The sequence below is a fragment of the Maribacter sp. X9 genome, assembly GCF_048537565.1.
GTDB lineage: Bacteria > Bacteroidota > Bacteroidia > Flavobacteriales > Flavobacteriaceae > Maribacter.
This window is the reverse complement of sequence record NZ_CP183215.1, coordinates 1,592,651-1,607,271: the sequence shown is the minus strand read 5'-3', so window position 1 is coordinate 1,607,271 and position 14,621 is coordinate 1,592,651. Positions and strand designations below refer to the sequence as shown.

14 protein-coding genes are annotated in these 14,621 nt (G+C 37.4%); 7 read left to right on the top strand and 7 right to left on the bottom strand.

Annotation, left to right across the window (positions count from 1 at the left end):
* Positions 1 to 6: 6 nt before the first annotated feature.
* From ACNR9Q_RS06720 to ACNR9Q_RS06710, 3 genes are all read right to left on the bottom strand, one after another.
* Entirely contained in the window at positions 7 to 693 is a 687-nt protein-coding gene (locus ACNR9Q_RS06720; RefSeq protein WP_419213841.1) for a DUF6089 family protein, read from the bottom strand.
* Between the two features lie 113 nt (positions 694 to 806).
* Positions 807 to 1,688 (bottom strand): NAD kinase, encoded by an 882-nt coding sequence (locus tag ACNR9Q_RS06715; protein WP_419213840.1) that lies wholly within the window; start codon positions 1,686 to 1,688, stop codon positions 807 to 809.
* Positions 1,689 to 1,690: 2 nt separating this feature from the next.
* Positions 1,691 to 2,347: a CBS domain-containing protein gene (locus ACNR9Q_RS06710; protein ID WP_419213839.1), complete on the bottom strand. Its 657-nt coding sequence runs from the start codon at positions 2,345 to 2,347 to the stop codon at positions 1,691 to 1,693.
* 92 nt (positions 2,348 to 2,439) lie between these two features.
* Here ACNR9Q_RS06710 and ACNR9Q_RS06705 point away from each other — a divergent pair, with 92 nt between their 5' ends.
* The 6 genes from ACNR9Q_RS06705 to clpX all read left to right on the top strand — a co-directional run bounded on the left by ACNR9Q_RS06705 (position 2,440) and on the right by clpX (position 7,865).
* Positions 2,440 to 3,153 carry a pyridoxine 5'-phosphate synthase gene (locus ACNR9Q_RS06705; protein WP_419213838.1) on the top strand — a complete coding sequence of 238 codons (714 nt, stop codon included), beginning with the start codon at positions 2,440 to 2,442 and terminating at the stop codon, positions 3,151 to 3,153.
* Positions 3,150 to 3,926, top strand: a complete 777-nt coding sequence (locus ACNR9Q_RS06700; RefSeq protein ID WP_419213837.1) for an alpha/beta fold hydrolase — start codon at positions 3,150 to 3,152, stop codon at positions 3,924 to 3,926. The genes ACNR9Q_RS06705 and ACNR9Q_RS06700 overlap by 4 nt, the downstream gene beginning before the upstream one ends.
* A 73-nt stretch (positions 3,927 to 3,999) precedes the next feature.
* Positions 4,000 to 4,347, top strand: a complete 348-nt coding sequence (locus ACNR9Q_RS06695; RefSeq protein WP_419213836.1) for a phage holin family protein — start codon at positions 4,000 to 4,002, stop codon at positions 4,345 to 4,347.
* Positions 4,348 to 4,448: 101 nt separating this feature from the next.
* The gene (tig, locus tag ACNR9Q_RS06690; protein ID WP_419213835.1) at positions 4,449 to 5,771 is read left to right on the top strand and encodes a trigger factor; all 1,323 of its coding nucleotides are present in this window, start codon (positions 4,449 to 4,451) and stop codon (positions 5,769 to 5,771) included.
* 88 nt (positions 5,772 to 5,859) lie between these two features.
* The gene (gene clpP / locus ACNR9Q_RS06685; protein ID WP_419213834.1) at positions 5,860 to 6,540 is read left to right on the top strand and encodes an ATP-dependent Clp endopeptidase proteolytic subunit ClpP; all 681 of its coding nucleotides are present in this window, start codon (positions 5,860 to 5,862) and stop codon (positions 6,538 to 6,540) included.
* Between the two features lie 89 nt (positions 6,541 to 6,629).
* The gene (gene clpX / locus ACNR9Q_RS06680; protein ID WP_419213833.1) at positions 6,630 to 7,865 is read left to right on the top strand and encodes an ATP-dependent Clp protease ATP-binding subunit ClpX; all 1,236 of its coding nucleotides are present in this window, start codon (positions 6,630 to 6,632) and stop codon (positions 7,863 to 7,865) included.
* 74 nt (positions 7,866 to 7,939) lie between these two features.
* Here the strand turns inward: clpX and ACNR9Q_RS06675 are convergent, their stop codons facing one another.
* Both ACNR9Q_RS06675 and ACNR9Q_RS06670 read right to left on the bottom strand, forming a co-directional pair.
* On the bottom strand, positions 7,940 to 8,497 hold the full coding sequence (locus ACNR9Q_RS06675; RefSeq protein ID WP_419213832.1) for a hypothetical protein: 558 nt from the start codon (positions 8,495 to 8,497) through the stop codon (positions 7,940 to 7,942).
* Between the two features lie 251 nt (positions 8,498 to 8,748).
* A complete protein-coding gene (locus tag ACNR9Q_RS06670) occupies positions 8,749 to 10,263 on the bottom strand; it encodes a GH3 auxin-responsive promoter family protein (protein ID WP_419213831.1) in 1,515 nt (504 codons plus the stop codon).
* Positions 10,264 to 10,342: 79 nt separating this feature from the next.
* On the opposite strand from ACNR9Q_RS06670, the gene ACNR9Q_RS06665 reads away from it, so the two are divergent.
* Positions 10,343 to 11,137, top strand: coding sequence for a DUF2797 domain-containing protein (locus ACNR9Q_RS06665; RefSeq protein ID WP_419213830.1), 795 nt, complete (start codon positions 10,343 to 10,345; stop codon positions 11,135 to 11,137).
* Here the strand turns inward: ACNR9Q_RS06665 and ACNR9Q_RS06660 are convergent.
* Positions 11,130 to 13,868: an AsmA-like C-terminal region-containing protein gene (locus ACNR9Q_RS06660; protein ID WP_419213829.1), complete on the bottom strand. Its 2,739-nt coding sequence runs from the start codon at positions 13,866 to 13,868 to the stop codon at positions 11,130 to 11,132. The genes ACNR9Q_RS06665 and ACNR9Q_RS06660 overlap by 8 nt on opposite strands.
* Before the next feature lie 31 nt (positions 13,869 to 13,899).
* Positions 13,900 to 14,619, bottom strand: coding sequence for a queuosine precursor transporter (locus ACNR9Q_RS06655; protein ID WP_419213828.1), 720 nt, complete (start codon positions 14,617 to 14,619; stop codon positions 13,900 to 13,902).
* Between the last annotated feature and the right edge of the window lie 2 nt (positions 14,620 to 14,621).

Sequence of the window (14,621 nt, the reverse complement as noted above, 5' to 3'; positions counted from 1 at the left end):
TCTTTTTTACTCAAAACAATCTCTACAGGGTTTTCTACCAAAGGTATAGGTTAACGTCACCCCAGAAAACACATACCAATCGTCACTAAAAATATTCCCAAATTGAAATTCCTCAAAATTTGAACCTTCTGGATTACTGGCATCCAAATTGTCAGTAAACGTATACCTGGCACCTATTTCTGCACCAAAAATAAGAAACTGATTGATACGATACTTAAAACCAGCGGTCATTGGTATCGCAAAAGACCCATCTGTCTGATCAATTTCCTTTAGAATTCCTCCATTAAAATACTCGTAATTGTACCTAAAATAGGTTATACCGGTATACAAATAGGGCGTAAAAGCTGGTCCCAACCGATGTAGATTATACTCCACAAAATTAAACTCCAAACCCACCGAACCCTCTAAAACGGAATTATCGACCACATATCCTCTTTGTTGGCGCGCCGTTGAACTTGATTTCGAATCATCTGCCGTAAATTGACCGTACATTAAACTTCCTCGCCAAGCATATCTTTTGCTTATATTCCATTTAAACAATCCACCAAAGGCGATATCAGAAGGCAATATATAATTGGTTCTTCCTACATCACTTATAGTATTGGCTCCACCCGCGAAGATCCCTACCTCATAGGTTTGCGCCTGAAGGCCGGCAAGCGAAATTAAAAGAGCTAGACAGGTAATGTAACGCATAGAATATATTTTGGACCGGTCGTAAAACCCTACTAACAAAAAGGATTCTTAACCAATCTTATGTTCTCAATGAATAAACAGCGATTAAGGTCATTTATTGTTTTAAACTAGGCTCAATTTCGCCTATCCTCACCCCATAATAATTTATTCCTAAGGGTCTTCAGGAAACTTTCAGAAGTATATTCGATCATTCGAATAGCAAACGGAGCCTTGCTGATGGTTATTTCCTCGCCATTCTCTAAAGAGGCAATTCTAGAATCTAAAGAGACCAAATGGTTCTCTTCCCGCCCAGAAACCTTTAAACGGATTACGGTTTCATCAGAGATGACCAACGGTCTGGCATTAAGGTTATGGGGAGCTATGGGAGTCAAAACCAACGATTTTGCGGTAGGCACAATTACCGGTCCGCCACAACTGAGCGAATATCCTGTTGACCCTGTTGGCGTAGAAATAATGAGGCCATCTGCCCAATAGGATGTTAAGTACTCATCGTTCAAATAGGTTTCTACAGTAATCATCGAGGTGGTATCCTTTCTACTTACCGTAATCTCGTTCAAGGCAAAATTCAAATCCCCGAACTCAACATCTAAAATCTTTGTATTCAATTGCACCAAACTGCGTTCAACTATGGTGAAAGCCCCTTGTTTGAACTCCTTGACCACTTTTCTAACATCCTCTTTTTTAAAAGTAGAAAGAAAGCCCAACCTCCCCGTGTTTACACCCACAATTGGAATGCCTAAATTCCGCACAAAAGTTGTGGCCCTTAAAATGGTTCCATCACCACCAAAGCTAACGAACATATCAAAACTGGCATCCAGCCCTTCATGCAAGGTAAACGTAGTGAATATATTTGAGGGTTCAACTTTATGGTACAACTCATAAAAGTCCTTTTCTATAACTACCTCGGCAGCTTCCTTTTCAAGCTCGTCCAATAACTCGATGAGGTATTCAATGGCATTATCTTGATAAGTCTGTCCATAAATGGCAACCTTCATAGTTAGACATTTAAGTATTTATCCAAATAATCAGACCTGTTCTTAAGATCTTCCAAGAACGAATCATCACTATTCCCAAAAAGAATATGATAGTTATATCTTCTAAACGTCTGCACTACTTTATCATAGTTGCTTGTTGTTATCTTTAAGGTCACCTGTATAATATCATTTTGGTTATCGGTAATAAAGCCGCCGATAAGTTTGGCATTATTACTCTCTACGATCTGTGCGATTTCACTAAAAGAGTAATCGTTTATTCCGGTCGCCACCACTAAAATACTTCCTGGATCCGTAAAAAAAGGTGTATCGATAAAAACAGAAACAATGTCGGTAAGATCGTAATAGCCCAATACTTCTTCTTTTTCATTTAAAATAGGCAATAGATTCGCTTCATTACGGGCAAAAGCCTCTAAAACATCGAGCCAATTAGTTTCAGCTCGCACAAAAAAACTTTCAAGTTCGTATCGAAAGGCATCGATTTTAGTTTCTGGCAGAAGATTATCCGTGTCATTTTCCGAAAACAGGCCTAAAAATCTCCCATTTTCCGCTATAGCCACATGGGAATACGTTGTATCCTGAAAAAATTCTAAAACTTTTTCAAAGGTATCCTCGATTTTAAAAATCGGAATAGTTGTAATGATATGTTCTTGAATTTGCATAGGCTTATTTATAACGCAAAATAACAATTAATAATATCAAAAGGTGTGCCTTATTTGTATTTTTGGGACCTCTTACAAGTAAAACCGACATTATGACAAAACTTAGCGTTAACATTAACAAAATAGCCACTCTTAGGAATGCGCGCGGAGGTAATGTTCCAGATTTATTAAAGGTCGCAAAGGATTTAGAAGATTTTGGAGCGCAAGGAATAACCATACACCCAAGACCCGATGAACGGCACATTCGTTATCAAGATGCACGAGATTTAAAAAATATAGTAAAAACCGAATTCAATATCGAAGGTAATCCAGTACAGAAATTCATTGATCTAGTCTTAGAAATAAAACCCGAACAGGTTACCCTGGTACCCGACTCGGTTGATGCCATAACCTCTAATGCCGGATGGGACACTATAAAACATAAAGATTTTCTATCTGAAGTCATCAAAACGTTCAAACAAGCCGGTATTCGAACTTCAATTTTCGTAGATCCCGACCCCAAGATGGTAATGGGAGCCAAAGATACTGGCACAGAACGTATTGAATTGTATACGGAAAGTTATGCCAGAGAATTCATTCAAAATAAGGCAAGAGCGATACAACCTTTCATTAAAGCGGCAGAAACAGCCAACGAAATAGGTATGGGTATTAATGCGGGACATGATCTAAGTCTAGAAAATATTCAATATTTCGGAAAACAGATTCCAAACTTACTTGAGGTTTCCATTGGTCATGCACTCATCTGCGAAGCCCTATATTTAGGTTTGGACAACGTTGTTAACATGTATTTACACAAACTAAAATGAAGCAAATCTTACATTCGGTAATATTAGGAGAAGGTAAACCCCTTTGCATTCTGCATGGTTTTTTGGGCATGCTGGATAATTGGAAAACCTTGGGCACTTCTTACGCCGAAAACGGATTCTGCGTTCACCTTATCGACCAACGCAACCATGGTAAAAGTTTTCATTCTTCTGATTTCAACTATGACCTTCTTGCCGATGACCTAAAAAGATATTTGGACTTCCATGCAATTGAATCAACTTATCTGATCGGTCACTCTATGGGCGGCAAGGCCGCGATGCAGTTTGCCTGCTCCTACCCAGAACGGACCAAAAAATTACTGATCGCCGATATTGCTCCAAAATTCTATCCTCCACACCATCAAACTATCATCGATGGCCTTAACGCGATTCAAGTTAAAAATTTAGCCTCTAGAAAAGACGCCGATGATCAGCTGAAAAAATATATATCGGATTTTGGAACACGGCAGTTCCTATTAAAAAACCTATACCGAACCGACGATAAAAAATTAGACTTTCGCTTTAACCTAGAAGTATTGGGTCAAAAAATGGAAGAGATCGGGGAAAATATCAATAGCACAGAACGCTATTCGGGCCCAACCCTTTTCCTAAGAGGTGACCGTTCAGAATACGTAACTAAAAATGACACCGAAGAAATTAAGAGGCATTTTCCCCATGCAACTATAGAGACAATCGAAAATGCAGGGCATTGGCTCCATGCCGAGAATCCTAAACAATTCTTTGAAAAATCGATAGTCTTTTTCAATAAAGACTAGTTGAAAGAATTTTGAATACTTATTTTTAAATTTATAATCCGAGTAATATCCTTTAACTTTTTAAAACATTCCTATGAAACTATTATTAAGAATACTTTTGAGTGCTGTCGCAGTGGTCATTTTAGCTCATATACTACCTAATGTATCTGTAGACTCGTTCATGACCGCGGTAATTGTTGCGATTGTACTAAGTTTATTGAATATTTTAGTGAAACCTATTCTGGTTATCTTGACGCTTCCGGTCACAATAATCACCCTAGGTCTTTTTCTCCTGATCATAAATGCCATAATTATTTTATTAGCAGATAAACTTATCGATGGTTTTGCGGTGGGCAATATATGGTGGGCATTGATTTTTAGCCTCTTGTTATCCTTTTTACAATCCATCTTTTTTTCACTGTTAAAAGAGAACGAATCATAGTCGCTTTTGATTTGAAATTCAATACTTTAAAAAAATTGGTGGACTTTATAAAATATAGTATTTTTGCCTCCCATTTTATACATGCAAATAGATTTTAAGGAATGAATATTACAAAAGAGCAGATAGACGATTTAAATGCAGTAGTTAAAGTTGCTATCACCAAAGAAGACTACCAAGATAAGGTAGATACTATTTTAAAGGATTATAAAAAGCAAGCCAACATACCTGGTTTCAGAAAAGGACAGGTACCTATGGGCCTTATCAAAAAGCAATACGGCAAAGCGGTATTGGTAGATGAGGTAAACAAATTGCTACAAGACAACCTTAACAAATACCTTACAGAAGAAAAATTAGATGTTCTTGGGAATCCACTTCCTAAACAACAGGATAATTTTGATTGGGACCAAGAAGAATTGTCCTTTGAATTCGAGCTAGGTCTGGCTCCAGATTTCGAGGTTCCGTTAAAAACGAAAAAAGCCATTACCCAGTACAAAATCGTTGCTGACGAAAAAATGGTAGATGAGCAGATTGAGCGTATTCAAAAACAATATGGAAAGCTTATCAGTAAAGATAGTGTGGGCGTGAATGACGAGGTTACCGGTACATTCGTTAATGAATCTGAGGAAATTGACAACAAAGGCACGCTAGAAATGGATACGTTGAAAAACAAAAAAGCCATTGAAGCCCTAACCGGCAAAAAAGTTGGAGACGTCATTACTTTAAAAACAAAGGATCTTTTTAAAGAAGACTATTTACTTTCAAGCCTATTGGGAATAGATAAGAAAAAAGCGGAAACACTTGATACCGAAATCACCTTTACCATTAATGAAATTAATGAAAGGGAAGCTGCAGAATTAAACCAAGAATTGTTCGATAAACTTTTTGGACCCGATAAAATAAAGTCTGAAGAAGAATTAAAGGAACGTATCAAGGAAGATTCAGAGAAACAATTCGAGCAACAATCGGATCAAAAATTACTCAACGACGTAACCGAATATTTTATTGAAAATACAAAATTCGAACTGCCGGCAAGTTTCTTGACCAAATGGATCCAAATGACAGGAGAGGAACCATTATCCGAAGAACAAGCCAGCGAAGAGTATGAAAAATCTGAAAAAGGTTTACGCTATCAGCTTATAGAAGGTAAAATAATTCGTGATAACGAACTACAGGTTCAGTTTGAGGAATTAAAAGAATTTGCCAAAGGCTTCATACGTTCACAAATGGCACAATTCGGTCAAATGGATCCAAAGGAAGAGGAATTGGATAACATTGCCGCCCGTGTTCTTGGCAACCAAGAAGAGGTAAAAAGACTTTCAGAACAATTAATGAGTCAAAAATTATTGAACCTTTACAAGGAAAAAGCGAACCTAAAAGCTAAGGAAGTAACTTACGAAAACTTTGTGAAAGAAGTTTACGGATAAGATTCGAACAATAAATTAAGTATCTTTACGGTGCCGGAAATAAAATTTTCGGCACCTTTTTTTACTCTAAAAAATAGACATTCAATTTATGGACTACGGAAAAGAATTCAAGAATTTCGCTATAAACGACCAAGGCATCAGTAGCACCTATTACGATAAGATAATGAGCAGCATGTACCCAGTGAACATGACGCCTAACATTATTGAAGAAAGATCGATGAACGTAATAGCCATGGACGTATATTCAAGATTGATGATGGATCGTATCATATTCATGGGTACGGGAATTAATGACCAGGTAGCGAACATTGTTCAAGCCCAATTATTATTTTTGGCGAGTGTTGATGCATCAAAAGATATTCAGATATACATCAATTCACCTGGTGGAAGTGTTTATGCCGGCTTGGGCATCTACGACACCATGCAATTCATTAGTCCAGATGTTGCGACAATATGCACAGGTATGGCCGCCTCAATGGGTGCGGTACTGCTATGTGCCGGCGAAAAAGGAAAACGCAGTGGATTGCAACATTCGCGCGTGATGATTCACCAACCTATGGGCGGTGCACAAGGGCAAGCCAGTGACATAGAAATCACGGCAAGGGAAATCTTGAAATTAAAAGAGGAACTATATCAAATCATAGCGCAACACTCAGGTCAAGATATTGAAAAAGTACGTGACGATAGTGATCGCGACTATTGGATGAAGGCAGATGAAGCCTTAAAATACGGTATGATCGATGAAATATTGGTTAGGGACAAAGATTAAATCCGACCAATTGAACCAAATTAAAGAGTGATTTTTAAACCAAAAATGAAATTGATTCGTTTAAAGGAATAGCATAGAGAATTTAGATAATGGCAAAGGAAAATTTAGAGTGTTCATTCTGCGGTAGAAAAAAGCCAGAAACCAATCTGTTGATCGCAGGTCTTGATGCACATATTTGTGATCGTTGTATCGAGCAGGCCCACGGTATTGTAGCGGAAGAATCGAAACAAACAAAGACCAACGATCTTTCATCCGAACTGGTCTTAAAAAAGCCACAAGAAATAAAGGAATTCTTAGACACGTTCATTATTGGTCAAGAACGCACTAAGAAGGTAATGTCGGTAGCTGTTTATAACCACTACAAAAGACTATTACAACCCTCCTCAAAAGAAGATGAGGTAGAGATTCAGAAAAGTAATATCATCATGGTGGGGCAAACCGGCACTGGCAAAACCCTTATGGCCAAAACCATTGCGAAATTACTTAATGTGCCATTGGCCATTGTTGATGCTACGGTATTAACAGAGGCTGGCTACGTGGGTGAAGATGTTGAAAGTATCCTGACACGTCTGCTGCAGGCGGCGGACTACAACCTTGAAAAAGCGGAAAGAGGTATTGTTTTTATTGATGAGATAGATAAAATTGCCCGTAAAAGTGATAATCCATCCATCACTAGAGATGTATCAGGGGAAGGTGTACAACAAGGACTTTTAAAATTATTGGAAGGAACCACTGTAAACGTTCCACCAAAAGGAGGAAGAAAACATCCAGATCAAAAATTCATTGAAGTAAATACCGAAAATATTCTTTTTATTGCGGGTGGCGCTTTTGATGGCATCGAACGTGCCATTACAAAACGATTGAACATGCAAGCGGTGGGATATAGTGCCTCGAAGGCCGATAAATTTTTGGACAATTCAAACTTGCTTCAGTATATTATTCCAAGGGATTTAAAGGAGTTTGGACTTATTCCTGAAATAATAGGGAGACTTCCGGTATTAACACATATGAATCCATTGGACAAAGAGACACTACGTGCCATTTTAACGGAGCCCAAAAATGCCATTATCAAGCAATATGAAAAGCTCTTTGCGATGGATAACATTACGTTTACCATAACAGAACAGGCCTTGGATTATATTGTGGATAAAGCTATTGAATATAAACTAGGAGCAAGAGGATTGCGCTCGCTTTGCGAAGCAATATTCACCGACGCCATGTTCGAAATGCCAAGCACAGGTGACACAAAATTCAAGGTCACTAAACCGTATGCTGAAGAAATGTTATCGTATGATACTATTAAGAAACTAAAGGCTGTTTCTTAATAGTATTACAGAAATAATCAATAAAAAAGCGTGGATAGTTCCACGCTTTTTTTGTTTCGCAATGTTATTTTTTACTAAACCACTTTCTTAATGGCCGGTGCTATTTGCGTTACTTCCTGTAAAAGATCCAAACACACCTTTTGAATTATTTTTTCATCGGAATATAAGGTATGACCGTAATTAGCGACGACTTCCATGTCAATTCCTAAACTATTTGTCCAATCATTCGAGGGCTTGAACGTATCGTTGTTTCCATATAGCAATTGAAAAGGAACGTTAGGTTTTTCATTCTTTAGGCGAATTCTTGTCGCAGATATACTATATAAAGATTTTACCGGAAGCCCTCTCTTGGCCGCTTCCCAAACAATGGTACCTCCTGTACTAAAAGCAAGGTAATAACATTCTTCTTTTTCCTTTTTCAATAAATGCGAAACAGCGGTATCTATACCACCATTAATAAAAGCACTATGAACATTTTCTTCCGATTGAACAATGATATCTAAATTAGCCAATTGTTGACTGTCGTAAAAAGTAATATCGAAATACTGTTGAAGATATCCTAAATATGAGGTGATCCATAATCCTTTTTTAGCTCCCCACATATCTGAAACAATCACTAATTTCTCTGCCATAATAATAGACTTTTTGTTGTTCGGTTAAGTTTTCGTAGAGCAAGATGAATTTTTAGCTTCATACTATCTCATTTAATTGTTTACGCGCTGAAAATAATCGGTGTAGTCCCTTTTTTAACACTTTTAAAAATGAAAAGTACCCGATAACTTAAAAGAACATTAGTATATAATCTAGGCAAATTTATGGCAATCCACCGACGAAAATTGAGAATTATTGTAATTAGGTCAAAATTAGGTATGATTTGAGCAGATCAACGGTTCATTTGTAAAAGCTCCTCTAGATAATCCCTTTTATTGGATAATCTGGGTATCTTATGTTGGCCTCCTAGCTTATCGTTTGCCTTCAACCAATCATAGAAAAGGTCTCTACGGGCAACATGTACTTTTGGACTATTCAGGGTAATATTGTTATACCGTTTAGCTTCGTAATCGGAATTAAGTGATTTCAACGAACGGTCAAATATTTCAACAAAAATATCTAAATCTTTTGGCAGGGTCCTGAATTCAATAATCCATTCGTGAGCACCCTTTTCATCTTCGACCATAAATATCGGTCCGGCTGTATAGTCCTTTATTTCTGCCCCTGTTTCCAAACATACCATTCGCAAAGCTTCCTCTGCATTTTCTATAATCAGTTCCTCACCAAAAACATTAATATGATGTTTGGTTCGGCCTGTCACTTTAATTCGATAAGGGCTCTTAGAAGTGAAGCGAACCGTATCGCCAATCTTATAACGCCACAATCCTGAATTTGTAGTGATAATTATCGCATAGTTTTTTCCCAGTTCTATTTCCCACAAAGGAATTGCTTGCTCCATTGCTTTACCATAAACATCCATAGGAATGAATTCGTAGAAAATCCCGTAATCTAACATTAGTAAAAGATCATCGGCATCATTCCTATCCTGTATAGCAAAAAAACCTTCAGAGGCATTATAGATTTCATAATACCTGAAATCAGTACTCGGCAACAATTTCTCGTACTGTTCCCTATATGGATTAAAACTGACCCCGCCATGAAAATAAACCTCTAAGTTTTCCCATACTTGAAAAATACTATCCTTGCCGGTTTCCTTTAAAACTTTATTTAAGAGCACCAACATCCAAGAAGGTACTCCTGCGAGGCTTGTAACATTCTCCGTTACACTTTCCTGAATAATGGCCATGAGTTTGAATTCCCATTCACTCATCAAGGAAACCTTATTACTGGGCGTACTGCTATATTCTGCCCACATAGGCATATTGTCTATTAAAATCGCGGAAAGATCACCGAAGAAAGATCCGTTATCCTCATACAATTCTTTGCTGCCGCCCAAACGTAGACTTTTACCCGTAAACAATTGTGAGTTTTCATTGTTGTTCAAATAAAGGCATAATAAGTCCTTACTTGATTTATAATGACAATCTTCAAGAGCCTCACCGCTTACAGGAATGAACTTACTCTTGGCATTAGTAGTGCCACTGCTTTTGGCAAATAACTTTACTTTAGTGGGCCAAAATAGGTTTTGTTCCCCTTTACGGGTACGCTCAATGACAGACTCAATCTCCTCATAGGAAACAATGGGTAACCGCTCCCTAAAATCAGTATAGCGTTCTATAGAATCAAAGTCATATTTTCTTCCTACCTCAGTATCCTCTGCAAATTCAAGTAACTGCAATAGAACCTCCTCTTGAACCTCTTCTGGATACTTTAAAAAAAGTTCAATCTGATGAAATCGCTTCTTTAACAACCAAGAGGCAATAGAATTAAATAAAGGAATTGGCATTTATAGGTATCTTTGTGTTGCTAAAAATAGTGTATCTACGATTCATTTTCAAATTGAACATTCAATAACAATTCTTATTATGCAATATGAAGGAGTACTCAAAAAAATGCAAACTGAACTAGGCGATCCTATTCAATACTACATGCTTTTTGATTCCGATTTCTTAAATGTAAACCAAGTTCTTGATAAAAACCTAAAAATAGACTTTATAAAATACCAATGTCTCAATTGTGGCAATGATCGACCCATTTATAGACAAGGGTTCTGCAAAACCTGTTTCTTCGAAATACCCTCCGCTGGAGATTGGATTATGCGTCCAGAATTGAGCACTGCGCACCTTGACCAAGAAGATCGTGATTTAGCCTATGAAAAGAAAGTACAATTACAACCACATATCGTGTATTTGGCCAATTCGAGCAATGTAAAGGTAGGGGTAACTAGAAAAGGGCAAATACCAACAAGATGGATAGACCAAGGGGCTCACGAAGGCATTGAGATCGTAGAAGTACCTAATAGATACTTGGCCGGCATTACCGAGGTCGCTTTAAAGGACCATGTCGGAGATAAAACCAATTGGCGCACTATGTTGACCAATACCGTGGTGGATGAGAATTTACAGGAATGGCGTGAAAAACTCAAACAATACATCCCAGAAGAGGTCTTGCCTTATTATTTGGAAAATAAGAACGAAACCCAACTTCATTTCCCTGTACTAAACTATCCACAAAAAGTAAAAAGCCTTAATTTGGATAAAACCCCTTCGTATGAAGGTAAACTCAAAGGCATTAAAGGTCAGTATCTCATTTTTGAAGACAATACCGTTTTCAATGTACGCGGAAGCGAAGGTTACTATGTTGGCATTACCGTTAATTAACGGTATCCTTCTTTTTCTTTTTATTCAAGAACCCTCCTAGGATATCCTTTGCTTTCTCTTTTACAATATCCTCATCCGTTTTAACAGGGACAGAATCCTTTTTAACCGTAGTAGAATCAGCGGGCTTTTTGGCCCCTAGAATTCCTCCTAGAATATCTCTAGCATCCTCTTTAGTGGTGCTTCCGGTGCTTGTGGAATCTGTTTTATCTTTATTACCGTTCAATATACCTCCTATCAAATCCTTTGCCTTATCGGTTCCCTTATCGATCAACTTCTGTTTTTCAATTTCCACCAATTTTGTGGTCAACTGTTTAACACCAGAAGTTAAATCTGTGGTTACTTGTGGACTGTTATACATACCTCCAATATTCGCAATTACAGGTATCGTTAAATTCTCTAATGCCGTATCATCGATACGGGCAATTAATTTGTTGATTTCAGAACCTAAATACTTGGCAGGTACTTGCAAAGTAGCCTTGTAATTCAATTTTTGATCAAAGGTGTGACTACCGTCGACATTGATTGCAATGTCTTTATAAGTAATGGTAAACGGTTTTACCGCAACCACACCATCCTTAAAGGATAAGGATGTTTTTAAATCCTTTAGATTTAATTGTTTTAAATCCAAGAAATCGAGTTTGGTAAAAAGCGCTGTCAGTAAAGGTGCAGATTCCGTATTGATTTCATCTGTTTTTACATCTGCAAAAAGGTCACCGCTTAGCGATAGTAAATTGGGTAATAATTCGTCATTCAAATTACCGGAAAGTGAAATATCTGAATTCAACTTACCTTTTAAAATTTGGGCAATTGGTGCTAAAGTTTTGAACAATTCCAAAGATTTAAACGTTTCTGCAATACCCAATTGATTCAAATCCAACTTCATTTTAAAGGTTGGAATCTCATTCTTTGTAGAAACTTCTCCGTTAAAGGCCATTTTACCTCCAAATAAGCCAGATGTCATATTGCTCAAAGTGGCCGTCTCGTCCTTAATTTTTAAAACTCCGTTTACGTCATTCAAAACGATATCATCATAAAGAACCTGTTTAGCCGAAGCATTGATGGTGGCGTCTAAAAATGAAGGTATTTTTATTTTATCCGCAGAAGAAGTTGCCACAGTACTTTCGGTGGACTTCACTGGAGATGGAGATTCGGAGGTCGTATCTGCCGACATAAAATCATTAAGGGCAAAAGTGTTCGATTTTAAATTAAAATTACCTTCCACCTTTTCATCGTTGAACATAAACCCGAGAAGGTTATTGATTGTTCCAGTAGCATTAAAATCAGTTTTACCGGTTGTTCCGTTCAAGCTATTTAGGGTCACTGTTTTCGGGTTGAACGTCAAGCGAGCTGTAGTAAATTTTACAGGATTTGCAAGATCGGAAGAGTTATATTCGAAATTGTCCACACTTAAACTTCCTATTGTATTCGTCTTTTCATATTGTTTTTTCTCGACGGAAGCCATGTCAAAGGCAGTGGTTACATCGGCCTTAAGCAGGCCTTTTAAATCGTACCCTGCAGGAACAGGATAGGCTTGGGAAATATTGGCCAGATGCATGGTACCAGCGACATGTGCATTTACCTTTGTATTCCCCATAAGTTCGGTAATCTTGGAAGTAAGATTGAACTTATCTTCATCAATCATAAAAGAAGCCTTATTGATGTCAACATATGTATCTTCAGTGACTCCGGTCGTATTATTGATTACAATATCCAAGAACACATTACGCACCGCTTTGGGTAAATCAGGATATTTAAACGATGCGTTATCAGATTTTACTTCTATATTAAACTTAGGTATATGGGTATCATCAACAATACCGTTAAAATTTCCGTTCAAAGTAAAGTCACCCGTAGTAGTGACATCTTGAATATTCTTGGAGTAGGTTTCTGGTATGACTCCTAAAAAGTTTTTAAAATCTGATGAAGGTGTTTTAAAGGTGAGGTCTACCTCTTGATTGTTTTCGTTCACGATTACAAAACCATCAAAAACCAAGGGCAATTGGTTAACAAGGGCTTCGTTCTTTAAAAAGGAATATTTATTCTGATTTAGATCTATCCCTATCAGAGCATCTAGTTTCACTTTATTTCTATTCAGATAGTTGACACTATCCATTTCCAAAGAAACCAAGGCATCAGTATGGGTATCCAATTCTGAAGTCGCCAAAGATAGGTCCCCAGTACCTGTATGCTGTATATCATCTACCATCAAAGTAATTCCGGTAGACTTGTCGGTATAATGCACTATTGAATTTGAAATCTCGTAAGACTGAAGGTCTAAGGTGAAGCCATCGGAGCTCGTCGATTCAGTGGGAGTAGAGGTTTCACTTTCTAAAGCAATATCGTAATTGGCATTTTCATCTTTATCTACAACTACATTTAAAAATGCACCTTCTAGATTAAAGTTTTTAATACCGATTGGCTCTCCCGCGCTCTTGAACAATTCCATAATCCCCATGGTAAGGCCTAATTCATTCGCCTTAAACAACGTATCTCCTTCAAAAGGAGCTTTATTGATCAGCACAACATCTTTAAACTGTACTTCGGCATTCGGAAAATTACTGAAAAGACTTAAATCCGCTTCCGAAAAATCTAGGGTAGCATTTACGTTCTTATTGACATTGTTTTTAACAATATCCCCAATTTTAGCTTCCAAAAAAAAGGGAGCAGCAATTAAAATCACTATAATCAACCCTAAAACGACTCCGACAATTTTTAATATCTTCTTACCCATAAAACTATTTTAACTTCTGTGTTAATTTATCCTATTCCACTACGCTATCCAACTCCAATTCTTCATTTGGCTTTAGATTAAAACGCTTTCTTAATATATATACGAATAAATACAGGAAAGGGGTGTCGAAAAATGCTATAAAAATCTTAAAAATAAATCCGCTTACTACCAGACCAAAGAACAATTCCCATGGCAACACCTCAAAAACGCATAGTAGACCCACCACCGTAAACGTATCCAAAAACTGTGAAAGAAATGTGGAGAAATTATTTCGCAACCACAAATACTTACCTTTCGTGACTTTTTTCCAAAAGTGGTAAATCGCTACATCGACATATTGGGCCAATAAGTAGGCGATCATCGATGCCAAAACGGCTATTGGCGATAAGGCAAAGACTTGTGTAAATGTTTTATCTCCTATTGGCGAGGAAGGAATAGCCGGAGCAGCTTCAGCCACCAAAATAATACCCATTGAAAATAGGGAAGCGAATATGCCGGCCGTTACGATTTGATTGGCCATTTTTCTTCCATAAATTTCAGAAATGAGATCCGTAATCAAAAAGGTAATGGGATAAGGCAAAATGCCAACGGAAACCTCAAACAAGGAAACTCCGAAAACAGTGAATTCGCCGAAAGGGTTCCAATAAAAAAATTTTTGAAAAATAAGATTAGAAACAACCAAAGAAGTTATGAACAGCGCTCCCAAATACAAGTAAATACGTTGTGCCAGTTTCTTATCCTTTACTGTCATTC